Below are 23,072 nucleotides of genomic sequence, written 5' to 3'. Positions count from 1 at the left end.
TCTATCGAGAACTAGCTATGTGTGGTAGAATAAGGGAGTACAATTGAATCTTGGGTGGGCATGGTTTCCCTTCGAAAGGAGGTGAGGCCATGGAAGTTAAAGATGCAATTCAGATTATGTTCCTGTTTGGAATGTTTATCCTTGCACTTTTAACATACATCGGGAATAACAACAAGAGAAAGTAAAAACCCACCCATAGGTTGACCGCCGACGGTGGGTTTTATTACCTGTAGCTTAGAAGGGAATAAACCATCCAAGCCAATTGTATAGCCGAGTGTTAGCCGCACTCGGTTTTCTTATACAAATGATACCATATCTACAAGACGATGAAAACCCGTAATAAAAAAACTGAATGAAAGACCTGATTAAAGATTATAACCCTTTCAAAGGAGATTTTATAAGTATTTCGAAGAGGGCCGGAACATCCTATAACACAGTATTCACGCTGCGGGCCATACGGCCCTTGGTCTGCATGAGGATTTTCGAGGAAGTTAAATCAGCAGACAACCCTGCACTGGCTAAGTCCGTCGGACCCGGCAGCTTTCGCTGCCTTAAGCCAGCGAGGGTTCGTGAATACAAGAACGTTATATGAAATCGACAAGATTGTTTAACGAGGGTGGAGTCAATGAAGTTAATAAGAGATATGAAAGAACTTGAAGGAACTTGTTATATTGAAGTTTTACCCGGAAAGTACCTTGGACAGTGCTGGAATGAAAACTCAATTTTCTTTGATGAAGAAGTATTTGGCTATTTAGAGAAATCATTAGAAAATATATTCTCTGGATATGATCATTACGCATTTAACGAAATACATCGGGATACCTGGCTGGTGATCCTTGAGAGATTGAATACGCTTGTTAATCTCCTTGATGAGAATGTAACTATTGAGTTACTCAAAGAACATGTGTATTTCGTCTTCGGCAGTTCTGAAGAAGAGTTTCGTCAAGACTTTGATAATAATGTTCAGAGACTTCGTGAATTAATAATAGAGTTTGTAACATGGATTAAGGAGCAATTGAAAACACAAGATTATGTTTCTGTTCTAGGGATCTAGCTATTCGAGGAAGTCGTCGACATCACATAACACAGCATTCACGCATCGGGCCATTCGGCCCTCGGTCCGCCAAGAAACGGATCGAGCTAAACGCCGATCCGTTTCTTGGCGGACACATCCGCACCGACTAACCGCATCGCGGCCGGCTCCTGGCGGAGCCTTAAGTCGGTGGGACGTCGTGAATACGGGAACGTTAACTGAAATCAACAATAGTGAAATAAGAACCCCCAAAATCTTCTTCAATCTTTGGGATAAGCTTGTTTAATGTTAGTTCTATTAAGAAGATAATCGGTGCTGGTTTGGTGGAAGTCGGCAAGTTTAATGAGTATGGCGGTTGGAATATCAACTTCACCGCGTTCATAATTACTGTATATACGTTGACTGCAGTTGAGATATGCCGCAATTTGAGATTGAGTTAAATCCTTATCTTCTCGCAAGCTTCTAATTCTTGGGTACATACAAACACCTCCAACATAAAAATACTCTAGCGAGTAATTCGCTATTGAGTTTTAGCGATAAAATCGCTAAAATGCTCTTATGAGAAATACAATGGAGGGAATGTGGGATGAGTAGCTTATTAGAGCAATTGTATTTTGGAGAAATTAGACCAGAAGAAAAGATTATACCAAAGAATCCAGAGTATAAATTGTTGAATAGCGAAATTTCAAGCTTCAAGGAGAAGTTAATAACAAGCCTGACGGAGGATGAGGTGGAGCTTCTTGAAAAAATATATGATCTGTTGGGAAGGTCTTCTTCGATATATTCAACCGAAGTCTTCATCTATGGTTTCAAAATGGGTGTTCAAATTGTAACGGAGGCTTATGCTGATGGAAAATAAAGAAGAATTTTTAAGACGGATGATATATTAGAGAGTAAAGTAGCTCGAGGAAGTCGTTGACTTCAGTTAACACCGTATTCACGCATCGGGGCTTTCGCCCCTTGGTTATCAGATGTATAATCATGGAAGAAGCTCAGATAACAAACGCCCCAGCCTAAGATAAAAGCTATCTAAGGCTGGGGCGTTTCGTGAATGCAAGAACGTTATATGAAATACAAGCAAAAGGATAAAAAATAATCTAAGGAGCTATATACATGAATTCCTTGTCGGTTCGATTTGAAATTGAGGAAGTTATCAAGACTCTGGAATTAAATCGAGAAGGGCTCTTCGAAGTTAGGAAAGATCAATGGAAGGATATTTTAAGGAATGTAGAAGAGCGATTCTTAGTTAAGGCTCATTATACACATGGATTACATTGGGGATGGAATAGGCTTAAAGAACCTAAATTCACTGCGAGATTCGTTGACCGACCATTTAAATATATTAAAGATCTTATTGAAGATGAGAATATCTGGTTCATTGTGGAAGATCTATATGACAAGATGTGGCTCTATGAAGGTACGAGAGATACCATTTTTCGAGTGATTCCTGAGTTATGTCATTTGAATGAATACTTTCTAATATCTAAGAAGTTCCAATGGCTTTTATGTGAAGATCATCATGAAATTATTCATCTTCATGGAAAGGAAATCATTGATCGAATGAAGACATTTGTAGAAAAAAACACTGGTAAGATTATTATGTGAAAGCTAACAAGCTGGCTCGTACTTCATATAACATAGCATTCACGCATCGGGGCTAAAGCCCCTCGGTCCGCAAGAAGCGATTCCTAAAGCAGCTGATTCAGCGGACAACCCTGCACCACCTAACCGCATCGCGGTCGGAGAACCGGGAGGCTAAGATAAGAGCTATCTAAGCCTCCCGGTTCCCCTTAAGGTGGTGAGGATTCGTGAATGCACAAACGTTATAGGAAAGGAACAGAACGATCATGTATAAAACAATATTGGAAGAACAAAATTTGCACGAACTAAAAGAACAGTTAATTCAGATTATTAAATCAACAGGAACTGAAATTAATGAAAATCAAATTATGATCTTAGATCGAGGAGTACCTCACAAAACTTCAACATTACCTAAAGACAGAATGGCTATATACTCTTTTATCTACCAAGACAGATTTTTGAAGATAGGTAAAGCTGGCCCTAGCAGTAATGCGAGATTCAACAGTCAACATTACGACCCTAAAAGTTCTCAAAGTAATTTAGCCAAGTCACTATTGGCCGATCCTAAATTAATAGAATTAAATCTTGATGTAACGACGATTAAAGAATGGATTAAAACCAATACAAGAAGAATAGATTTTTTAATAGATGCTACGTTGGGGATATTTGTTTTGAATTTAATTGAAGCCTTTTTGCATTTAAAATATAGGCCTAAATACGAGGGCTTTGAAAAACAAAGGTTAAACATTAAAGAGGATTTATAGGTAATTCAGAGAGGATGTTCCCATCCTATAACATAATATTCACGCGGCGGGCATACGCCCTTGATCCGGCATTCGCCGGATACTCGACATGCGTCGAGTCGTGAATACAGGAACGTTAACTGAAATTACTGCAAACACAATAAAATAAAGAGGTGCATTAATGTTACCCGCTATCTTTGGACTTGCAGGAGTATTAATCGGAATATTTATTGGTGAGTTTTTCAGACGTAAAAGCAGAATCGAAATATTCACAAAAGAAATTTTCCTAAGAAGACTTCAGATATTCGAAAATTTGTACCAACTTTTTCTTGAGGCTGAAAAACTTTCATTTTCACTTGAGGAAATTGATGACAAAGATCTTGTTACTGAAAGTTGGACTGAAGTTGTTTTCAAGATTTCTGATTATATGGACACCAACTACATCTATATTGATGAAGAAATTATTGCACATTGCATGATGACTCTTATTGGTTTTGATGACTTACTTTTTGATGATCAGAGGCAAGTGCTATTAGACGAATTCAGATCAAAATTTAAAGAAACAAAGGTATTAATTAGAAATGTATCAGGTATAAGTGCTACCGAAAAAACTATTAGAAATGTGGCAAATATTGAGCTTTCTACAGAAAATATAAAATATTATCGAAAATTAAAGAAAAAGTATAATAAAAATCAAAAAAGTAAGAACACCATGTAGGTATTTCAAAGAAGGCAGTAACTTCAGTTAACACCGCATTCACGCATCGGTGCCTTGCGGCCCCTCGGTCCCCTAGAGGCATTTCGGAGAAGCATATTCAGGGGACACACCCGAAGACAACAGCAATTACGGTGCCCAGCGGATTATGCTGGCTCTAGCGCAAAAAGAGATCGTGACCAGCTACAGCACCGTCTATCGCATCATGAAGAAGCACGGTCTGCTGAAGAAAGTGAGGCGTCATCCAAACGGCATTACACGTGAGGATGCTACAGCTCAAAAGAGCGAGAACCTGATCCAGAGAGACTTCAGCGCCTCAGCCCCCAACCAGAAGTGGCTATCGGATATCACAGAAGTACCTTGTTTAGACGGTAAGCTGTATGTGTCCGCCGTATTGGACTGTTTCAATGGGGAGATCGTGGGTCTGGCCATGGATGACAACATGCGCAAGGAACTCTGCATCCAAGCTTTTGAGAACGCCTGCAAGGCCAGAAATGCTCGTGGAATGATTTATCACAGCGACCGGGGCAGCCAATTCACGAGCCAGGCATTCCGAGCGTGTCTGGCTAAACGAGATGTCGTTCAAAGCATGAGCGGCACAGGGCGCTGCTATGACAACGCAAGAATGGAAAGCTTCTTTGCTACGCTAAAGAAAGAAAAGCTATATAAGATCAAAACCGAGCAATACCCGATGGCCTATATTAAATCGGTCATCTTCCGATACATCATGGTCTATTACAACAGACAGAGGGTCTACACCTCTAATCCAGGGGGCTGGCCCCCAACTATTTATCGCGAAAGAATGCTGTCACAGGCAGCTTAATCATGGGGTTCTCATGAGTGTGTTTTCAAACTGCACTTTTTTTGACAACTCCAAAGAATATTCAGACAACACACGACCCGGCCTAAGATAATAGCTATCTAAGGCCGGGTCGCGTCGTAGATGCGGAACCGTTATACGAAACATTGGAGGCTAACTTATAAAAACCAATATTTAAACCCATAAATAATAACACACATTTTTGGTTGTGGTTTATACTGTAGATAATACAGAAACGCGCGAGGTGAAGGATATGAGCATTAAGGGTAAAGTGATTAAACTTATACAGGAATTGCCGGAAGATGCAACGATGGAGGACATCCTTTATAAACTATATGTTCGGGCGAAGATCGAAGAAGGTTTAAATGAACTAAACGAAGGGCAAGGCATACCACATAATGAAGCGATGGAGAAAATCTCTAAATGGCTAAATTAACATGGTCGCCTAGATCATTAAATGATCTAGAAATTATACATGAATATATAAAACAGGATTCGGAAGAAAATGCAGGGGATTTCATTAGGCAATTGATAACCGCAACAGTAGACATCACTGAATTTCCATTGGCGGGTAGAAAAGTGCCAGAATATAAAGAGCATAGGATCCGAGAAAAGTTGTATAAGAACTATCGAATTATATACAGAATCAGTACAGATGGAATAGAAGTATTAACAGTATTACATCAAACTAGAAGACTTCATAAATGAAAAGGTTATAGAACATCATGACTTCCTAAGTGAGATCGATGATGTTTTTTTGTTTTTTTTAGGTTGGTCAAGCATGCTTCGTATAACACCGTATTCACGCATCGGGGCTATCGCCCCTGGTTGTCCAGATGTATAAATCATGGAAGAAGCTCAGACAACAAACGACCCAGCCTAAGATAAGAGCTATCTAAGGCTGGGTCGTTTCGTGAATACAAGAACGTTATAGGAAATTCCGGCAAACTGTATACAAACATAAAACACGAACAAACATTCTATTAATGAATGGGTATATGTGGTAGAATGAGAAAGTACAATTGAATCTTGGGTGGGCATGGTTTCCCTTCAAAAGGAGGTGAAGCCATGGAGGTTAAAGATGCATTGACAATCATGTTCCTTTTCGGAACGTTTATCCTTGCCCTCTTAACATACATTAATTCCAACAACAAGAGAAAGTAAAAACCCACCCAAAGGTTAGCGCCAGAGGTGGGTTTTTATTACCTGGAACTTGAAGGGAATAAACCATCCAAGCCAATTGTATAGCCGAGTGTTCACAGCACTCGGTTTTCTTATATAAATGATACCATATCAAAAAGGCAATGAAAACTCTGATTGCAAAACCTGAATAAAAACCTGAATAAAATCCAACTAACCTTATAAGGGAATTATGAAGCAACGCGAAGATGGCTGGAACATCCTATAACACCGTATTCACGCGGCGAGACCTAACGGTCCCTTGGTCTGAAAGAGGATTTTCAGAGAAGCGGTATCAGCAGACAACCCTGCACTGGCTAAGTCCATCGGGCCCGGGGCTAGCGCCCCTTAAGCCAGTGAGGGTTCGTGAACACAAGAACGTTATACGCAATTTCTGCAAATTCAAGGGAGGTCAAGTTATGGATAGTATTCGTTATCCCATAGGTCCATTTAAAGAACATCTAAACCCTGATATAGATTACATAAAATCTTTGATTCTGGAGATAGAAAAAATGCCATCACTGTTAAGGAACAGTGTGGATGGTCTTGATGATAAACAATTAGATACGCCGTACAGGCAAGATGGATGGACGATTAGACAGATTATTCACCACATCGCGGACAATAACATGAATGCATATTTTCGATTCAAGAGAACATTGACCGAGGAGTGCCCAGTAATACCATCTTATACTCAAGACAAATGGGCTGAACTGGAAGATTACAATCTGCCGGTTGAAATATCTCTCAAACTAATTGAATCGATTTATTCGCGATTTCTCACATTGCTCCGCAACCTGGAGCCTCTGGACTATAAACGAGAAATGAATAGTGTGGCCTATGGAAATATGAGCCTTGAAACAGCAGTGCAAAGATATTTATGGCATGACAGACATCACATTTCACAGATTCAATCTTTAATATCAAGAGAAGGATGGTAGGGCTTAAAGATTTCTATTGTAACTCAGGATGGCAGAAACTGCGTATAACAATGCATTCACGCGGCGGAGCCTAACGGCTGCTTGGTTGTCAGATGATCATCGTGGAGGTAGTTCAGCCAACAAACGCCCCAGCCTAAGATAAAAGCTATCTAAGGCTGGGGCTTTATAGGGGGATTAGTGATTGTGGGTTTACACCATTGGATCGTAATGAGGTTATTGGAGATAAATTTTATAGCCTATTATTAAAGGAATTATTATGACTAGTATAGAGAACAAGCAGAGTCTTATAGTGGAGGGGTGCTATTTGTTTCCATATTAATGGAATTATTAGAAAAGCCAACAAGAAGAATTTATGAATACTGATTTCTATGTAACTCAGGGGAGTCGTCAACATCCCATAACACAGTATTCACGCGGCGGGCCATTCGGCCCTAGGTCTGCAAGAAGGTTTTCAGAGAAGCTTAATCAGCAGACAACCCTGTACTGGCTAAATCCGTCGGACCCGGGGCAGGTGCCCCTTAAGCCAGTGAGGGTTCGTGAGTACAACAACGTTATAAGAAATTGGCGTAAGAGCGGATAAATGAAGGCTAATACATCGAGTAGTGAAAAAGCTATGTATGGAGCGTCCTTATATATTGAGGTATAATAAGAATGAATAATAAAGGGGGTACAGTTGATGAGTGTCCCGAATGATGAACTGGAAACCATATTAAGCAATTTAAATGAGAAAAATAAGGTTGTCGCAAAGAGCTTTTTATCATGGTTACTTGAAAAACAGCTTGATGAAGATGATGACTGTCTGACACCTGAAGATATTCAAGCGATAGAACAGGGGCGTATTGAATATCAAAATGGTCAGACTAAATCCTTGGAGGATTTAAAACGTGAACTTGAAATATAAAGTCACATTTTCAAGTGAAGCTGAAAAGAACCTTAGGAAAATAGACCGAGTTACCTTAGGAAGAATCTTTATATCCCTTGGAGAATTATCTAATGACCCGTTTAACTATCCGAATACAAAGGAAATGAAGGGTAAAGAAGGGATAGTCTATTGATTACGTGTGGGAAATTATCGAATAATCTATGAGGTTCTTAATAATGAATTAATCATCTTTGTAGTTCGTATAGGACCTAGAGGAGACATATATAAATGACACCAAAGCCCTAGCAATAAAGTTAGGGCTCTTTTTATTTTAAGAAGATTATGTGAGATATTCAAGAAGCCGCCAACATCTTATAACATAACATTTCTGCTTCGTCGCTGACGCTCCTTGGTCGCCAAGAAGTATGTCAGAGAAGTAGAATCTGGCGCCACATCCAATCAGCTAAGTCTGACGACCCGGCACTTTGTGCCTTAAGCCGCTTGGACGTCAGAAATACGGGAACGTTAAGTGAAATTACTGCAGACAACATTACAAACCTTATTTAAATTGAAATAACAAAAAAGTCTATAAAAGCGTTATAAAATGAGTTATACTGAGGTAAGAATAAGTAAGGAGCCGTGCGCGAACACGACTCCAAAGTACAATAACTGCATAAAGAGCAGTCGGCCACGTAAGATGGGTCGGAAATAGACCGTTATCCTAGCCAGGGCGGTCTATTTCTTTTTCATGTAGGTAAGCAATGCCAGAATGAACATGCCGAACATGAACATTAAGGAAAGTGCATCTTTGACCTCCATGGGCATCACCTCCCTTCTGGGAGATTAGCCGACCGCCCTTATAGCCGTATATTGTACTAGAAAATTATAACATATCAGACATGATCAGAATACATAGGAAACAAAACCGTATATGAGAATGTAAACACAGAGAAGGTAGTAACATCACTTAACAATGCATCTATGCTGCGTGGCATTCGCCCCTTGGTTGTCAGAAGCAAAAGCAAACTCACAGACATAGATTCAGACAACACACGCCCCGGCCTAAGATAAGAGCTTCTAAGGCTGGGGCGTTTCGTGAATAAAACGTTATAAGAAATCAGGGGAAAGACACGTATGCGAGGGTTAAAGCAGGAAGTTGTATTTTCGTTTTCCGTGAAGGGTTCTCCGGATCTCGACAGTATCTTTTAAAACCACATAAAAGACAAGATAGGATTCAACAACTAACATTCTATAATTCAGTACTTGAAGCCGAATATCGTTCGGAATAGTACCGCTATTCGGGTACAACTCCAGAATAGATATGGATTGATCAAGTTTATCCGCCATTGATAAAGCCGCATCAGGATTATCTAACATGATATAATGGATGATATTGGATAATTCCTCTTCAGCGATGGGCAAGTACTCGATTTTATATTTCTTGTCCACGGATTTGACTCCTTAGATTTTTCATCACCTCAGAGTGACTCTTCTTCTGGACACCTTCACTACTTTGTTTTTCAGCTACAGCGAGTTTTTGGTACAGTTCAATTAAAGCTTGTTGTTTTTCATATGAAGCATGGCTCATCACGACAAGATCACTCTGACCATTCTTGGTAATAAAAACGGGTTCACCGTCATGATGAGCAATTTCGGAGATAAGATTAAAATTGTTTCTTAAGTCAGAGATAGGACGAATCGTAGGCATGGTCATCACCATAATTATGATAAATAATACATGGAGTAAAGAGTATATTTTTGTTGGGTATTTCAAGGAAGCCCCTGACATCTTACACAATGTGTTCACTCATCGGGGGACAAGCCGCCTCTTAAGGTGAAAGGACGTCGTGAACGCGGAAACGTTAAGCGAAAATTAAAAATTACTAAGGAGGCTTGTTCACAGAATATGTACAAGATTGTATTTTTTGATGTTGACGGCACTCTATTAAGTGAAATTGATAGAAGCATTCCGCAAACCACGAAAGAAGCAATTGAAAAATTGATTGAAAGAGGAATAAAAGTTGTGGTTGCGACAGGGAGACCCTATAATTTGTGCGAAGAGTTTAAGACGATGGGAATTGATACTTTTATTTCTGCAAACGGTGCGCTTATAAAATGTAATGATACAACAATTTATAAATCATTGCTTACGACAGAAACAGTTCGAGATGTTTCAGCTTTCGCCGAGTTGAACGGTCACGGCATTTCCTATTTCACCGAGCACTTCGCTATGAACGGCATCGGCTCCGAAGATGAGCGGATTATGAGGGCATTAAGAGAAACTTTGAGTCTTACACAATATCCCGAAATGAGGGGCTCTCTGTCAGATGAAGTATACTGCATATGTTTGTATGCAGACGACAGCGAAACTGAAAAATTCTTAGACAGATTTCCGAGGCTCAGGTTCGAGCGTTTTCATGACTACGTGACGAACGTTCTGGAAGAAACGGAAGTTTCCAAATCAACTGCGATTAAAAGAGTATTGGATTATTTCAACATTAGCAGATCAGAAGCCATCGCTTTCGGAGACGGCGGAAACGACATAGACATGTTGGAGTATGTAGGATTGGGAATTGCTATGGGGAACGGCGAGGAACGACTAAAACAAAAAGCGGATTTTATCACCAAAAAGGCAAGTGAAGGCGGGATTTCCTACGCGTTAAAAAAATTTGGTGTCATTTAATACAGAAGTAATTACGAATAGAATAATAAGTTAGCAGAATCGCAGAAGACAATGACATCACTTAACACCATGTCTACGCTGCAGGGCTTACGCCCCTTGGTCTGCTGGAGGGATTTCGAGGAAGATTATTTCAGCAGAGAACCCTGCATTGGCTAAGTCCGTCGAACCGGGTAGCAAGCTGCCTTAAGCCAGTGACGGTTTGTGAATACACCAACGTTATCCGAAATCATTGCGAATCTGTAAAAAGAAAGAAGGATCAGTATGGGGAAATACGGAGAAGCAGCGAATGATAAGAAGAATGAATTAGTAGATAATTCGAGGGTAAAAATCATTGCAGAGTGTTAAAAACAAACAAACAACGAGGTGTACATATGCTGGATGCATTTACAAAAAAGAAGATTGAAAAGCTTCTGTCCGATTACACAGAGCAGAAGGTACCTAAACATCTAAGAAACCAGGTAAGACTAAATTATAAATTCAGAGGGAATAGTGTAACTCTTTTTGAAGAAAGACCTGCATTTCAAAGTGAAGGATGGGTCGAATTGGATGTAGCCCAATTTCGATTTGAAGAAAATAAATGGAAAGTCTATTGGAGAGATAGCAAGAATAAATGGCATTTTGTTGATGATATAATCCCAGATGAAAATTTTGAAAAGCAACTAAGAATAGTAGACCAAGATAATCGGGGATTATTTTGGGGATAAGAAAGACGATGTGAGAGCATGATTGTAACAGCGAACTGGATTGACGCATCATATCGTTAATAGTAATATTATTACTATGGAAAAGGGAATAAAAAAATCGACGGTCGCTTTAGCCATCCTCTGTTTTCTTATTGAGGAACCTATGCATCCTTATCGTATGCAGCAATTAATTAAAGAAAGGGAGAAAGACGAGGTCATTAACGTTCGCCATCGGACGAGCATTTACCAAACGATTGAACGATTGTACCGAGACAAGGCCATTGCCATTCAAGGCAAAAAAAAGACTGAAGGCAGGCCAGATTTGACGGTTTATGAAATCACGGATCTGGGTCGCCAAGCTGCCTATTCGTGGATCCGTGAGATGATCTCCACACCGGCTCAGGAATTTTTAGAGTTTCCCGCGGCGGTGTCTTTTTTGGCCCTATTGACGCCAGAAGATGTAGCCCGCCTTTTCAACGAACGGGCTCAAGCGTTGGAGCATTCGCTTGCTCGACTGAAAGATCAGTTCCAGAAAAGCACCTCGCTGGGACTGCCGCGGCTTTTTTTGCTAGAGAACGAGTATCAACAAGCTGTACTTGAGGCTGAAATCGGATGGGTCCAAGCCGTTATCACTGATATTGAGTCCGGAAAACTGGCATGGAATCTGGAAGAACTGCGCGAGCACGCGAGGTCTGTCGGCAACCGTCAGGATGAAAATGAAACTTAACAAAACAAAGCACGTACCCGCTCGAAAGGAGAACGAACATGATGCATGAAATACACGATAAAGAACCTGACCACACGGCAGTAAGGGTTGCGTTGTGGAGGGCTTTGCATGTACAAGTGGATTCCCCTCCGCATGTGCTTAGGGATAAGGTCGGTTTACAATTGATTGACCCGGGTGACGAATGGCGCCAACGCCCCGACATGGATCCTGAATTCTCCAGAGGATTCCGAGCTTCGATCGTGGCCCGTGCACGCTTCATTGAGGATTTGGTCCTCGAACAGCTCAAGCAAGAAGTCACTCAGTATGTCATCCTTGGCGCCGGCCTGGATACCTTTGCCCAACGCCGACCGGAGATCGCTTCCCAGATACAGGTGTTCGAGGTCGACCAACCCGGCACACAGGCCTGGAAGAGACAACGTTTAATTGAACTTGGCTTTGGAGTCCCGGAGTGGCTGCGTCTCGTTCCGGTGGATTTCGAGGCCGGCGGGTCCTGGTGGGAACAACTGAAGAATGCCGGTTTCGACACGGGCCGTCCAGCTGTGGTGGTTTCCACAGGCGTGACGCAATATCTCACCAAGGACGCAATCACTGCGACACTTCGACAGGTTGCAAGGCTCGCCCCCGGCTCCACCCTGGCCATGACCTTTTTGTTGCCGTTTGAGCTGTCGGAACCCAAGGAGCGTTCTGAGGTTGATGCCGCAGAGAAAGGGGCAAGAGCAAGCGGCACACCTTTTATCAGCTTTTTTACACCGCCGGAAATGTTGGAGATGGCGCGCGAAGCCGGTTTCCAAGAAGTCCGGCACGTATCCTCTGGCGATCTTAACGAACGCTACTTCACCGGCCGAACCGATGGACTGCAACTGCCAAGAGGAGAGGAGTTTCTTATTGCGACTACCTAGAGTTGATATTTAGTGGATGGACTTCAATTTTCACTCTAATGTGAAGGTTGAGGTCCTTTATTTTTTGAAATAATTTTTTATTTAGCACGTGAGACCTTTCGACAACTGTGTGGGTGAAAATGAAATTTAAAAATACGAAAATTTTTCCCTATAGAAACTTGAGCCAGGCATGACCTTCTGGAAATTGCCGGTTTAACGATGATTTCAGCCATGCTTTTTCTGAGGGTAGAAGTGAAGGGAGCATCGTTTGGAAATCATTAAAATCCTTTTCTCGTACTTGCGAACTACCTGCCTTATGGAGAAGTTGGATTTCAGGTCTTAAATAAGGTATGCCTTCAACAGTTTTTAAATAAATTTCATCAAGGGGCCTTCTGATGGATTGATCTCTCTTATACGTCCAAAACTTCTCTTCGGTATCGATGATCATCATTTGAAATGCCCAAGGCGTTTCACTACTCTTACTAACCCATATGTCTCCCGTAAAGTTCAAATATTCTCCATCTTCCCATAGTTCAAGCTTGCCATCCTGCGCCTTGTATAACATCCAATCACGTTTTATATTCTGGTAAGCGATGAATTGCTCATCTCGCGTGATAATCACATCTACATCGCTATGTTCCCTTGTTTGCTTACCTAGATGCAAATCTAAAGCCCAACCTCCAGCGATACACCAATGAATTGGCATGTCAGAAAAAATTTCATTTATTTCCTGCACGGTTATTGGCATCCAATTACTTATATCCGTCCTCAAATCCATCCCTCCCATTCTCTTTAGGATTGTAGAATTCTTGAAATAAGACCCAAAAACCTTCTTAATATTAATTCTATTAAGAAGTTAAATCCTTATCTTCACACATCGGGCTTTTCTCCCCTTGGTTATCCGATGTATAATCATGGAAAAAGCTCAAACACCAAACGACCCAGCCTAAGATAAGAGTAATCTAGGGCTGGGTTGTTTCGTGAATACGGCTAATTTGAAAGGAAAACTAGAATGAAAACCATAAATACGATTATAGGGATCTTTCATTTATTGAACAATGGAATGATGTGGTAATCGTCCTGAAACTCGATGAACGAGTTGATGCAGCGGGCAATCCAGCAAAGTTAAGCGGATGGTGACAGATCCTAATGAAATGAAGGAGCGGACTAATCATGCAAGAAAAAACACCTAAATACCATGTGCTAGCTCGTGGAGTCATCATAGTCGATAATCATCTGTTAGTTGCACATTGCATAGGAATGGATAATACATTTTTACCGGGAGGGCATGTTGAATTTCATGAGAGTATTCGAACCACTTTGTATCGAGAAATATATGAAGAGCTTGGATTCATAAGCGAGGTTGGTCCCTACCTTGGAGCAGTAGAAGCTGAACACAAAGATGAAGGAATTTATCATCAGGAGATCAATCACGTTTTTATTGCTAAATTGGAGAACGTTGATAGTAGAAAAAATCCGGAATCCAAAGAAAGTCATTTGGAATTTTATTGGATACCTATAAGTGAGATGGATAAACATAATCTACTTCCTCTACCCATGAGAAGGATGATTGAACACTACATGAAGGGGATTCCGGGGCCGTATTTTGAAAGTACACTCGGAGAGAGTTAAGAAATATAGTTAGGTTTTTCATAAAAAAATTTGGAGCGTGTTCGGATGGACAAAAGTTCTGCTTATCGAACAAACATTATTGGTGCGATGATGAGATTATCCAATCTAGGAACGATCCCAGCGATTTTGCAGAAAAAGCAAAGATGCTTCCCGTAACTGTTGTATTCAAAGCAAGAAAACGATAGCCTTTGAGGGCCTGATAAAAACATGAGGGGAGGGTTGGTTCAATGAAGATGGCACTCGTTCTTTTCAATGGGGTCACTTTTCTTGATTTTGTCGGTTTTTATGACGTCATCTATCGACTCCGCCAATTCGATAAAACCAGGGAAACCACATGGGATATTTGTGGGTTAACCGAGGAAGTAACGGATGAACTTGGAATGCAAGTGAAAGTGAATGTCATAAAACCCGAGTTGTCTAAATACGATCTCGTGTTCCTTCCTGGTGGAATGGGAACAAGAAAGCTGAAAGAGGACCTTGAATTTGTGGAATGGCTCCGAACTGCTGAATCCGTGCCTTATAAAGTTTCCGTTTGTACGGGTTCTCTACTATTGGGGGCTGCCGGTTTTCTGAAGGACAAGACCGCGACTACTCATCCGAATGCTTATGAACTATTAGAACCCTATTGTAAAGAAGTGATAAAAACGCGAATTGTCAAAGATGGCAACGTGATCACGGCAGGAGGAGTAGCCACCTCGATCGATCTGGGGATTTTTCTGATTGAACGGTTTGTAGGCAAAGAAGAGGTGAGTATCGTCAAAAAGCAGCTGGATTACCCTTATACAGCTAAAGGAATCGTTGAAGTGTAATATAAAACACGAACAAACATTCTGTTAAAGAATGGATATATGTGGTAGAATGAGGGAGTACAATTGAATCTTGGGTGGGCAACAACAACAAGAGAAAGTAAAAACCTACCCCAAGGTTAACGGCCGAAGGTGGGTTTTGTTCCTTAAATGACTTAGAGGGGAATAAACCATCCAAGCCAATTGTATAGCCGAGTGTTCTCAGCACTCGGTTTTCTTATACAAATGATACCATAACAAAAAGGCAATGAAAACTCTGATTGCAGAGAAATGATGTAGCAACTCGAAGATGGCCAGAACATCCTCATCACACAAAAATATTAAAGATCAAATTTAAGGAGAACAATTATGAAAAGTAAAATATTCTTATTATTTTTTATGACGATAGTGTTGTCATCTTGTCAAAATATGAGTCAATCGACTGCCTTGAACAGCGAAATTAAGCCAATAAGGAACTCTGATTTGGCTCCTGATGTAGGGAGTACAGGTAATGGAACAGCATCGAAAGAAAAAACTGAAGGTCAATTAGATCCTTCTAACAACGAAGTGTTATCCATGAGCATCGGGAACTATGATTTGAGTGGAGAATTTTATGATGAAATGCTTCGAAACCCTATAGATCATGATTATGAAGTGGAACTTCAGGAATTACAAAACTCCGATGAGGTGACTACATTGAGATGGGGGGCGTTGGAAAGCAAATATACCGAGATTTGGGATAAAGAGTTGAATCAAATATATAACAAGCTTCTTTCAAAGTTGGATAAAGAACCAAGGGAAGCACTGATTGAATCGCAGAAAGAATGGTTACAGTATCACTTAAAGGAAACAAAATTTGTAGAGACGGCATTTATTGATAATGGTTACCTAGGATCCCAAGGATCGGTAAGTCTCGACACGGTTATAAAGGAAAGAATTAGAGAAAGAACCATGCAACTATTGGAATATCGATATTTGCTGGACCGTGAAGTTGAGTTTTTATACCACAGTAAAAAATAGAGTTGGAATATCAGCCAACTTGCATTGGACAAAGGATTTAAGAAGTGCGTCTTATATACGGACTTAGCAAATCCCACATCCAATAGCATCTATCGAAAGATCGGCTATATGCCAATTTGTGATTCGCTACAGTTAAAATTTGAATGGTAAAATGATACGAAAGGGGAATATCTTATGGAATTAGTAAACCAAGGACCCGTTGTGAAATCCGAAATGCTTATTAGAAAACCTGTCGAAGAAGTGTTTGAAGCCTTTATTAACCCTGAGATTACTACGAACTTTTGGTTCACAAAAAGTAGTGGAAAACTAGAAGTTGGAAAACGAGTTCTTTGGGAGTGGGAGATGTATGGGGTTTCGGATGAAATCGATGTGAGAGAGATCGAGAATAACAAACGCATTGTTATTGATTCCTCCGATGGCACTACGATTGAATGGAACTTTACTCCAACCACTGCTAATGAAACCTTTGTTTCCATTGAGAACTATGGATTCGTTGGCAATACGGATGAACTATTGAATCAATGTATGGACTCCATGGGGGGATATACGATCGTTCTCTGTGGACTAAAATCATTTTTAGAATATAACCTCAAACTAAATCTTGTTATGGATAAAGCGCCCGATGCCCATGTAAATAAATAGTTTGAAGGAAGTGGTGAAGAATTTGGCAAAATGCATACTGAAAGTAGGTACAAGATGAAAAAACAAAAAGTTTTGCATTATGATGCATTTTCATCTATTGCAAATAAGGGCAATCCGGCTGGAGTGGTATTGAATGCAGACCATTTGAGCGATGAAGGTATGCAGTCAATCGCTAAAGCTGTTGGATCTAATGAAACCGTCTTTGTCGTAAAATCTGATCATGCGGATTACAGGCTGCGGTATTTCACCCCTGGGCATGAAATCAATTTATGTGGTCATGCTACCGTTGGGTCCATGTACTGTATGAAATCTATGGGGATAATTAGCGATACGAAAGATGAAGTGACAATTGAAACCAATGTAGGCATACTCCCTATCCGATTCGAAACGAGAGAAGAAGATTTATTCGTAACAATGAAGCAAGATGAACCTCAATTCATGCCTTTTCAGGGATCCGTAGATGCTCTTGCAAGAAGTATGGGAATCCCAGTGGATGAAATTGACCATACGCTACCGATTGTGTATGGGAGTACAGGGACTTGGACTTTGTTGGTACATGTTAAGTCATTAGATAGTTATTGGAAAATGAATCCGAATAATAAGGAGTTTCCGAATATTCTTGTAGAGAAGCCGAAGACATCCGTTCATCCATTTTCCATACAAAATAGTGGGGATAAAGTTGTGATGCATGCCAGACACTTCTCATCCCCTTATTCTGGTACCGTTGAAGACGCGGTAACCGGTACAGCATCAGGAGTTATGGGGGCCTATTATTTAACCTTCTTGAATAGAGAAATCGATCATATCGATTTCATGGTTGAGCAAGGACAAGAAATCAATCGAGACGGGAAGGTATATGTGAGTGTCAAACGAACTCCACAGGGAATGGATGTTTTTGTTTCTGGAACAGGAGTATTTGTTCAAGAATTAGATGTGATGTACGCGTAATCGAAGAAGAGCCAACTTCTTCTCCGAACTTTTGATCATAAGCACTATGCTTCAAAGGAAATAGAATTTGGGGCTTTATTGAGGATGAAGGAATATAACGTAAAATGTTCAAGGCCGATAGAGATAGGAAATTTGCATGACTTGGGAATGGGATATATGATTTTATCCTTCATAGAAGGTGACGATGCCTCAGAAAGCTTCCCAGCATTTCATTGACAGAGCAATTTAATATTGGGTTTGAAGCCGGAGTGGAACTGCAAAAAATCCACAAGTATATAGCTCCTGGTGATATTGCCTCTTGGTATGAGCGAAAGCTTAAGAAGCATAAAGAATATCTTGAGAAGTATCTCCAGCTTGAGGTTAGGATTAAGAATGACATAGACCCAATAGATTTCAGCATGATGATTTTCATGTCGGGAATCTTATACTTAAGGACAATCAACTTTCAGGAGTCATTGATTTTAGTAGATATGATTGGGGCGATCCCATTCATGAATTCTTAAAGGTGGGAATGTTTAGTTCTGAAGTAAGTATTCCTTTTTCGATTGGTCAAATTAGGGGATATCATCGAGACGCGGAACCTAATGAATCTTTCTGGAGATTATATTCACTTTATCTGGCGATGTGTCTTATTTCATCTATGGTTTGGATAATAAAAGTGAAACCAGAAGAAACGGATATTATGATGAATAAGATTGATCGGGTGTTGGAAGAGCATGAACATTTTAGACTTATAAAACCAAAGTGGTATTCTGAAGGTTAAAGATAGCAAGATCACTGCCTTGGCCGATCTCTACAAAGATGACAGCCCTTCCCTTCATCTTGGGCGGGATCTTTATCTTGCTTGTTGTATGGATTAACCGTACAAGCGCGGATAAAGTGACGGTTATATGCTATGGCGGTTGCTTGCTTCCTTACTTTTACAGGGTCAGTGAGCCTGAATATGCTAAGCACTAGATACGCTAAAATAGAGGGTGGCATACATATTATTGACAGTTTCATTCGCAATAAATGCAGTGATATTTTATGGATTAACTAGCCCGGCAGCAAGCCGCCATGCCTAACCGTATCACGGCCGTTTCCTTCGGTCACTTAAGGCGGTGAGGGTTCGTGAATACATAGACGTTAGCTGAGAGGGATGAAAAAAGTGATAAAACACAATACATTCTCAAAATCATCGTTGTTAAAATTTAGAAGTTCAAGATCCATTCTAATCATTTTAGAATTTATAATAATATTAGGGTGTTTTCATTTGGGTGGGGTACATCTTAATATTTTCATCTATCTTGCCGCAGCTTTTCTCGGCTTAGTAATAGGTGTTTTTAGAAAACCAGTTAGAAGAACCTTAGAGCTATTTATAACAATACCCTTCATCGTATATTTTGGTGTGAATATTTTTATGAGTAGTAAGGAAGATATGACTATAAGAATTATCTTTTTGATACTAATCGTATTCACCATTATAATGTTCCAACTTATCGAAAATAAGCTAATAGCTAAATTGGAGAAAGATCATACAAACTAAGAGGTAAGTCCAAGAACCGACTCAGCCTAAGATAAGAGTTATATAAGGCTGGGTTATTTCGTGAATAGGAGCATACTAACGGCAATTCTAGCAAAATGGAATCAAGAGTTCCGGATTTATGTGAAAGGGGTTAACTATGCGAGTCAAGCGGATCATAACCAACATCCATACAGATCAAGTTGAACTGGCAAAGTGGTTTTACCATGATTTATTGGGGCTCGATGTGTTAATGAACCATGGATGGATAATAACATATGGGTCTGATCAAGAGATGAACATACAAATTTCTTTTGCTACTCAAGGGGGCTCTGGAACTCCTGTTCCTGATTTGTCAATCGAAGTTGATGATTTAGATGTTGCATTGGCACGAATGAGGGAAGCAGGGATTCCAATCGAATATGGGCCCGCAGATGAGCCTTGGGGGGTAAAGCGATTTTTTGTACGAGATCCATTTGGAAAGTTGATCAATATTCTTGCTCATGAATAAGTATGAATAGGACTCAACAATCTGCAACAGGCGGACACGCTCGCAACCATCTTAACCCATCGCGGATAAGAGTGGGGATGGCGATCTGCTCGTTCGTATATCGGATCAAAGAGTTGAAAGGCGGAACGACATGAGTGAATTAAAACTTGTTAAACCCCACCGTAATCTTAAGGATGAATACCTTTCTTTTTATCAAGAATGGAAAGAGTCTGGCGAGGAGATGGTGCCTTGGGTCATCAGTAGAGATCCCAGTAATTTTGAGGAAATGCTTGTATTTTTGGAGGAACATGAGAGGGGCGTTGGATTGCCGAAGGGGTGGGTTTCAGACTCAACATTTTGGTTGATTGATGATCGAAATAGAGTGTTAGGTGCTGTAAATATAAGACACGAGTTGTCTGAATTTTTGTATAACGCGGGGGGCCATATCGGATATGGAATTCGGCCATCAGAACGAGGTAAAGGATATGCAACGGTTTTATTGAGGCTTTCACTAGTTGAAGCGAAGAAACTTGGGATAGAGGAGGTATTAGTTGTTTGTGATGCCTGGAATATCGCTTCAGAACGAACCATTCTTAGGAACGGGGGAAGAGCGGATGTCAATTACATTGAAGAAGACGGCAATGTGATAAGAAGACATTGGATCAGGAATTTTTAAGATAACTTGCAGAAAATATGCTTTTAAAGAAACCTAAGATTAATCCGGACTTCTTTACTGGATTATCTTAGAGAGGTGGACAGGAGACCTGCAATGAATCCTAACAAGCACTGGAATAATAAGAAGTATTGGATTCTTCTCCCTATCTTCTTGGGAATAGGAGTATTGCTATTTATATGGCTTCCAGAAAAAAACAAGAAATTAATTATCCTGGTTCCGATCGTATTTTGGGCGACCTACTATGCTTGGATTTACATCGAAAATATACGGAAATCTAGGGAGAAAGACCATTAATCATATAGCAGTCTTTAAGAATCGGTGCAGACCCATCGAGTAGGTGGGTCGTTTTGTGTATAGGAGGAGGTATTTTTAATGTCTTGGAACGAAGCTCTTCGTACATTTTGTGATCTCTACACGCAGTCCCAACTAACCAACCCATGGATCATCGTCGGATCGGTTGGTTCCGTATTGCAGAAGGCGCGGATCGAACCCAATGATCTAGATATCTATGTTCGGAACAGGGAGGATGTAATAGAAATGGCTCAACTATTGAAGGAATTCAATAGGAAGGGGAACTTGGATCCATCTAAGGGTGGGACGGAATGGTTCTCTTCTTCAGATGAGCCCTATATGACACAAACCTTCGCTTCAGGATTCACATGGACGAAGGGCAAATGGATCATCCAAGATTTCCCTGTAGAAGTGGTGCAAATCTCGAATTCGGCCGGAATTCCCGATTCCGATTCAGGAGATGGAATATGGGAAGGTGGGAAATCTATTTGGGATAATGTGAGATATGTTGAATTTGGAAAATATGAAGTCCCCGTCGTTCCTCTCGAGATTCAGTTGGAATCCAATATGAGAAGACAAAGACAAGACCGAATCGATGCCATTTTAGATGCGCTCATAGCCAATGGTTATGACAAGGAATTATTAATCAAAGCCGTGTCCGATGTAAATAAAGAACATTCTAGCCTGATTCAACAACTCCTTGCATGAACCTCGCAGAATTAATGCGTGCGCTTGCAAGCAGCCCTTGCTAAGAGTTGGACAATCGGGAAACAACTCAAACTCAAACAGTTATATGATTCTAAAACAAGCGGGTTATATTCGAAAATGGTAGAGGAGGTTACGAATGAATCAACCGTGGTCAGAGCAAATGCCGGCAGTTCAATTTCGCGTGGCGCGGCCGACGCATCAGATGGATAAGATCATCGAGTTCTATACGGTAGGGCTCGGTCTGGAAATCGTAGGTTCTTTTGCAAACCATGAAGGTTATGACGGCGTTATGTTTGGCTTGCCCGGTGTGGACTATCACTTGGAGTTTACGCAGCATGTCGATGCCGTGCCTGTGTTACCACCTTCCAAAGACAATTTATTGGTCTTCTATATCCCGGATGGAAGCGCCAGAGATGAAATCGTCGCGCGATTAAGCTCGATGGGCTACCCCGAAGTCGAACCCGAGAATCCCTATTGGAAGCACCAGGGTGTAACCCTTTGCGACCCGGATGGCTGGAGGATCGTCTTGCAGAACACGGCGGGGATTTAGAAGGATACCTCGTATGGAATTGCGGCAATCCGAACTTGCTGGTATACTTTTGCCTATGAAAAGAGATTGGGGGTTATACAGATGGCAATTCGCAATTGCTCATTTGCTAGGAAGTCCTCATGCAAAGCCTGATCTAGGGCGATACTTTGCGTGGGGTGCGAGAGGATGAATTCGATCGCCCAAACTTAACTTTATCGTTTCTAATAACAGGCTTTGCACCTTATTGATCAGGTTCATTCATCACAAATAAGGGGCTGAAAGCTATGAGTACACCATTTATTAGAAACCACCAGTATAACGTGATCAAGAAACAAGCGGAATTCCTTCAGAAAACACTGCGTACCGTCGCGGATCGGAGCGTTCTGGAGACCGTCAGGTTTGGAGCCGCTGCGAAAATTGCGGAGGCATTTCCGGCGCTGACGGAGGAGCAAAAGCAGATGCTGGGTCAAATCACTTCCCTCGAGAAGGATCATGATTTCCAAAGGTATCTTCGCGCATTAGAACCCTATCTGGAGCCTTTTCCGCCGATTACGGTGAAGCAGATTGAGAAGCTGTTCCCTAAAAATAAGAAGCTGAAAGTACCGGACCTAGCCTCCATCGACTTTCGTTACGTAACGTACTTGAGTTGGGTGGATATCGCGACGAACAAGCTATTCCTGGTCTATCCGCACGAAGGCCGGTTCATCGGCATCGAAGGCCGGATTACGCCGACCCACAAGAAGGGGTATTGCTTGTTCTGCAATCGGCCTCAGGAGCTTGCCTTCTTCTCGGTGAAGACCAAGTCCGCGAATGCTTCGCCCGATAACTTCTCCATGTACGGGCATTATGTCTGTATGGAGAACAAGAGCTGTAACCACAGTATTACGAACACGGGGGCCTTGGAGAGGTTCTTGCTGTCAATTGGCAAATAAGGAAGATCGGAAGATCGCCGTTGATCGGCGGTCTTCTTCTTTTTTAGGTATGTTCGTACGGCGAGGAAAATGG

Annotated in this window: 32 protein-coding genes and 1 pseudogene; 28 read left to right on the top strand and 5 right to left on the bottom strand. The window is 41.0% G+C overall.

What is annotated here, in order from left to right; all coding sequences use genetic code 11:
- Positions 1 to 89 precede the first annotated feature (89 nt).
- Positions 90 to 185 carry a competence inhibitor ComI gene (gene comI / locus BN3795_RS24895; protein WP_071784179.1) on the top strand — a complete coding sequence of 32 codons (96 nt, stop codon included), beginning with the start codon at positions 90 to 92 and terminating at the stop codon, positions 183 to 185.
- Positions 186 to 625: 440 nt separating this feature from the next.
- Entirely contained in the window at positions 626 to 1,054 is a 429-nt protein-coding gene (locus BN3795_RS03415) for a hypothetical protein (RefSeq protein WP_068783348.1), read from the top strand.
- A 239-nt stretch (positions 1,055 to 1,293) separates the two neighbouring features.
- Here the strand turns inward: BN3795_RS03415 and BN3795_RS03410 are convergent, their stop codons facing one another.
- A complete protein-coding gene (locus BN3795_RS03410) occupies positions 1,294 to 1,512 on the bottom strand; it encodes a helix-turn-helix domain-containing protein (protein WP_036714644.1) in 219 nt (72 codons plus the stop codon).
- A gap of 107 nt (positions 1,513 to 1,619) precedes the next feature.
- On the opposite strand from BN3795_RS03410, the gene BN3795_RS03405 reads away from it, so the two are divergent.
- The 11 genes and pseudogenes from BN3795_RS03405 (at position 1,620) to BN3795_RS26230 (ending at position 8,166) form a co-directional block, all read left to right on the top strand.
- A complete protein-coding gene (locus BN3795_RS03405) occupies positions 1,620 to 1,892 on the top strand; it encodes a DUF6809 family protein (RefSeq protein ID WP_068783347.1) in 273 nt (90 codons plus the stop codon).
- Between the two features lie 254 nt (positions 1,893 to 2,146).
- On the top strand, positions 2,147 to 2,638 hold the full coding sequence (locus BN3795_RS03400) for a DUF6756 family protein (protein WP_068783346.1): 492 nt from the start codon (positions 2,147 to 2,149) through the stop codon (positions 2,636 to 2,638).
- Between the two features lie 242 nt (positions 2,639 to 2,880).
- Positions 2,881 to 3,378 carry a hypothetical protein gene (locus tag BN3795_RS03395; RefSeq protein WP_068783345.1) on the top strand — a complete coding sequence of 166 codons (498 nt, stop codon included), beginning with the start codon at positions 2,881 to 2,883 and terminating at the stop codon, positions 3,376 to 3,378.
- Positions 3,379 to 3,538: 160 nt separating this feature from the next.
- Positions 3,539 to 4,075, top strand: a complete 537-nt coding sequence (locus BN3795_RS03390; RefSeq protein WP_068783344.1) for a hypothetical protein — start codon at positions 3,539 to 3,541, stop codon at positions 4,073 to 4,075.
- Positions 4,076 to 4,205: 130 nt separating this feature from the next.
- A pseudogene (locus BN3795_RS03385) lies at positions 4,206 to 4,895 on the top strand (IS3 family transposase); the annotation flags it as partial.
- Positions 4,896 to 5,145: 250 nt separating this feature from the next.
- Entirely contained in the window at positions 5,146 to 5,328 is a 183-nt protein-coding gene (locus BN3795_RS03380; protein WP_068783343.1) for a hypothetical protein, read from the top strand.
- Positions 5,316 to 5,600, top strand: a complete 285-nt coding sequence (locus tag BN3795_RS24890) for a type II toxin-antitoxin system RelE/ParE family toxin (RefSeq protein ID WP_110944985.1) — start codon at positions 5,316 to 5,318, stop codon at positions 5,598 to 5,600. The genes BN3795_RS03380 and BN3795_RS24890 overlap by 13 nt, the downstream gene beginning before the upstream one ends.
- A 360-nt stretch (positions 5,601 to 5,960) precedes the next feature.
- Complete coding sequence (comI, locus tag BN3795_RS25805) at positions 5,961 to 6,056, top strand: competence inhibitor ComI (protein WP_229752580.1); 96 nt, start codon at positions 5,961 to 5,963, stop codon at positions 6,054 to 6,056.
- 434 nt (positions 6,057 to 6,490) lie between these two features.
- The gene (locus tag BN3795_RS03375; RefSeq protein ID WP_068783342.1) at positions 6,491 to 7,012 is read left to right on the top strand and encodes a YfiT family bacillithiol transferase; all 522 of its coding nucleotides are present in this window, start codon (positions 6,491 to 6,493) and stop codon (positions 7,010 to 7,012) included.
- A 676-nt stretch (positions 7,013 to 7,688) separates the two neighbouring features.
- Positions 7,689 to 7,913: a hypothetical protein gene (locus BN3795_RS03370; RefSeq protein WP_068783341.1), complete on the top strand. Its 225-nt coding sequence runs from the start codon at positions 7,689 to 7,691 to the stop codon at positions 7,911 to 7,913.
- 160 nt (positions 7,914 to 8,073) lie between these two features.
- Positions 8,074 to 8,166 carry a type II toxin-antitoxin system RelE family toxin gene (locus BN3795_RS26230; RefSeq protein ID WP_110944984.1) on the top strand — a complete coding sequence of 31 codons (93 nt, stop codon included), beginning with the start codon at positions 8,074 to 8,076 and terminating at the stop codon, positions 8,164 to 8,166.
- A gap of 443 nt (positions 8,167 to 8,609) precedes the next feature.
- Here BN3795_RS26230 and BN3795_RS26055 read toward each other — a convergent pair whose 3' ends face one another.
- The 3 genes from BN3795_RS26055 to BN3795_RS03360 form a co-directional block, all read right to left on the bottom strand.
- Positions 8,610 to 8,693: a putative holin-like toxin gene (locus BN3795_RS26055; protein ID WP_220687457.1), complete on the bottom strand. Its 84-nt coding sequence runs from the start codon at positions 8,691 to 8,693 to the stop codon at positions 8,610 to 8,612.
- Between the two features lie 324 nt (positions 8,694 to 9,017).
- A complete protein-coding gene (locus tag BN3795_RS03365) occupies positions 9,018 to 9,323 on the bottom strand; it encodes a type II toxin-antitoxin system RelE/ParE family toxin (RefSeq protein ID WP_068783340.1) in 306 nt (101 codons plus the stop codon).
- Positions 9,307 to 9,582 carry a type II toxin-antitoxin system prevent-host-death family antitoxin gene (locus BN3795_RS03360; RefSeq protein WP_068783634.1) on the bottom strand — a complete coding sequence of 92 codons (276 nt, stop codon included), beginning with the start codon at positions 9,580 to 9,582 and terminating at the stop codon, positions 9,307 to 9,309. The genes BN3795_RS03365 and BN3795_RS03360 overlap by 17 nt, the downstream gene beginning before the upstream one ends.
- Positions 9,583 to 9,780: 198 nt before the next feature.
- On the opposite strand from BN3795_RS03360, the gene BN3795_RS03355 reads away from it, so the two are divergent.
- The 4 genes from BN3795_RS03355 (at position 9,781) to BN3795_RS03340 (ending at position 12,866) form a co-directional block, all read left to right on the top strand.
- Positions 9,781 to 10,557, top strand: coding sequence for a Cof-type HAD-IIB family hydrolase (locus BN3795_RS03355; protein WP_068783339.1), 777 nt, complete (start codon positions 9,781 to 9,783; stop codon positions 10,555 to 10,557).
- Between the two features lie 371 nt (positions 10,558 to 10,928).
- Positions 10,929 to 11,261 carry a DUF3024 domain-containing protein gene (locus BN3795_RS03350; RefSeq protein WP_068783338.1) on the top strand — a complete coding sequence of 111 codons (333 nt, stop codon included), beginning with the start codon at positions 10,929 to 10,931 and terminating at the stop codon, positions 11,259 to 11,261.
- Positions 11,262 to 11,301: 40 nt separating this feature from the next.
- Positions 11,302 to 11,967 carry a PadR family transcriptional regulator gene (locus BN3795_RS03345; RefSeq protein WP_232729843.1) on the top strand — a complete coding sequence of 222 codons (666 nt, stop codon included), beginning with the start codon at positions 11,302 to 11,304 and terminating at the stop codon, positions 11,965 to 11,967.
- A gap of 38 nt (positions 11,968 to 12,005) precedes the next feature.
- Positions 12,006 to 12,866 (top strand): class I SAM-dependent methyltransferase, encoded by an 861-nt coding sequence (locus BN3795_RS03340; protein WP_232729842.1) that lies wholly within the window; start codon positions 12,006 to 12,008, stop codon positions 12,864 to 12,866.
- Between the two features lie 148 nt (positions 12,867 to 13,014).
- Here BN3795_RS03340 and BN3795_RS03335 read toward each other — a convergent pair whose 3' ends face one another.
- Positions 13,015 to 13,623, bottom strand: coding sequence for a nucleotidyltransferase domain-containing protein (locus BN3795_RS03335; RefSeq protein WP_332835583.1), 609 nt, complete (start codon positions 13,621 to 13,623; stop codon positions 13,015 to 13,017).
- Positions 13,624 to 14,018: 395 nt separating this feature from the next.
- On the opposite strand from BN3795_RS03335, the gene BN3795_RS03330 reads away from it, so the two are divergent.
- The 11 genes from BN3795_RS03330 (at position 14,019) to BN3795_RS03270 (ending at position 22,999) form a co-directional block, all read left to right on the top strand.
- Positions 14,019 to 14,477 carry an NUDIX domain-containing protein gene (locus BN3795_RS03330; protein ID WP_068783336.1) on the top strand — a complete coding sequence of 153 codons (459 nt, stop codon included), beginning with the start codon at positions 14,019 to 14,021 and terminating at the stop codon, positions 14,475 to 14,477.
- A gap of 227 nt (positions 14,478 to 14,704) precedes the next feature.
- Positions 14,705 to 15,286 carry a DJ-1/PfpI family protein gene (locus tag BN3795_RS03325; protein WP_068783335.1) on the top strand — a complete coding sequence of 194 codons (582 nt, stop codon included), beginning with the start codon at positions 14,705 to 14,707 and terminating at the stop codon, positions 15,284 to 15,286.
- A 345-nt stretch (positions 15,287 to 15,631) separates the two neighbouring features.
- Positions 15,632 to 16,282 (top strand): lysozyme inhibitor LprI family protein, encoded by a 651-nt coding sequence (locus BN3795_RS03320; RefSeq protein WP_068783334.1) that lies wholly within the window; start codon positions 15,632 to 15,634, stop codon positions 16,280 to 16,282.
- Positions 16,283 to 16,456: 174 nt separating this feature from the next.
- Positions 16,457 to 16,924, top strand: coding sequence for an SRPBCC family protein (locus tag BN3795_RS03315; RefSeq protein WP_068783333.1), 468 nt, complete (start codon positions 16,457 to 16,459; stop codon positions 16,922 to 16,924).
- A 54-nt stretch (positions 16,925 to 16,978) separates the two neighbouring features.
- Positions 16,979 to 17,872 (top strand): PhzF family phenazine biosynthesis protein, encoded by an 894-nt coding sequence (locus BN3795_RS03310; protein WP_068783631.1) that lies wholly within the window; start codon positions 16,979 to 16,981, stop codon positions 17,870 to 17,872.
- A gap of 424 nt (positions 17,873 to 18,296) precedes the next feature.
- Positions 18,297 to 18,635 carry a phosphotransferase gene (locus BN3795_RS24870; RefSeq protein ID WP_110944983.1) on the top strand — a complete coding sequence of 113 codons (339 nt, stop codon included), beginning with the start codon at positions 18,297 to 18,299 and terminating at the stop codon, positions 18,633 to 18,635.
- An 898-nt stretch (positions 18,636 to 19,533) separates the two neighbouring features.
- Positions 19,534 to 19,884, top strand: coding sequence for a VOC family protein (locus tag BN3795_RS03295; RefSeq protein WP_068783330.1), 351 nt, complete (start codon positions 19,534 to 19,536; stop codon positions 19,882 to 19,884).
- A gap of 130 nt (positions 19,885 to 20,014) precedes the next feature.
- Entirely contained in the window at positions 20,015 to 20,539 is a 525-nt protein-coding gene (locus BN3795_RS03290; protein ID WP_068783329.1) for a GNAT family N-acetyltransferase, read from the top strand.
- Between the two features lie 372 nt (positions 20,540 to 20,911).
- Entirely contained in the window at positions 20,912 to 21,538 is a 627-nt protein-coding gene (locus tag BN3795_RS03280) for a nucleotidyltransferase family protein (protein ID WP_068783327.1), read from the top strand.
- A gap of 136 nt (positions 21,539 to 21,674) precedes the next feature.
- Entirely contained in the window at positions 21,675 to 22,088 is a 414-nt protein-coding gene (locus BN3795_RS03275; RefSeq protein ID WP_110944982.1) for a VOC family protein, read from the top strand.
- A 263-nt stretch (positions 22,089 to 22,351) separates the two neighbouring features.
- Entirely contained in the window at positions 22,352 to 22,999 is a 648-nt protein-coding gene (locus tag BN3795_RS03270) for a FusB/FusC family EF-G-binding protein (RefSeq protein ID WP_068783326.1), read from the top strand.
- The last annotated feature ends 73 nt before the right edge of the window (positions 23,000 to 23,072 follow it).

This window comes from Paenibacillus phocaeensis, from assembly GCF_900021165.1.
GTDB lineage: Bacteria > Bacillota > Bacilli > Paenibacillales > Paenibacillaceae > Fontibacillus > Fontibacillus phocaensis.
The sequence above is the reverse complement of the archived record's forward strand: the minus strand, read 5'-3'. Positions and strand labels throughout refer to the sequence as shown.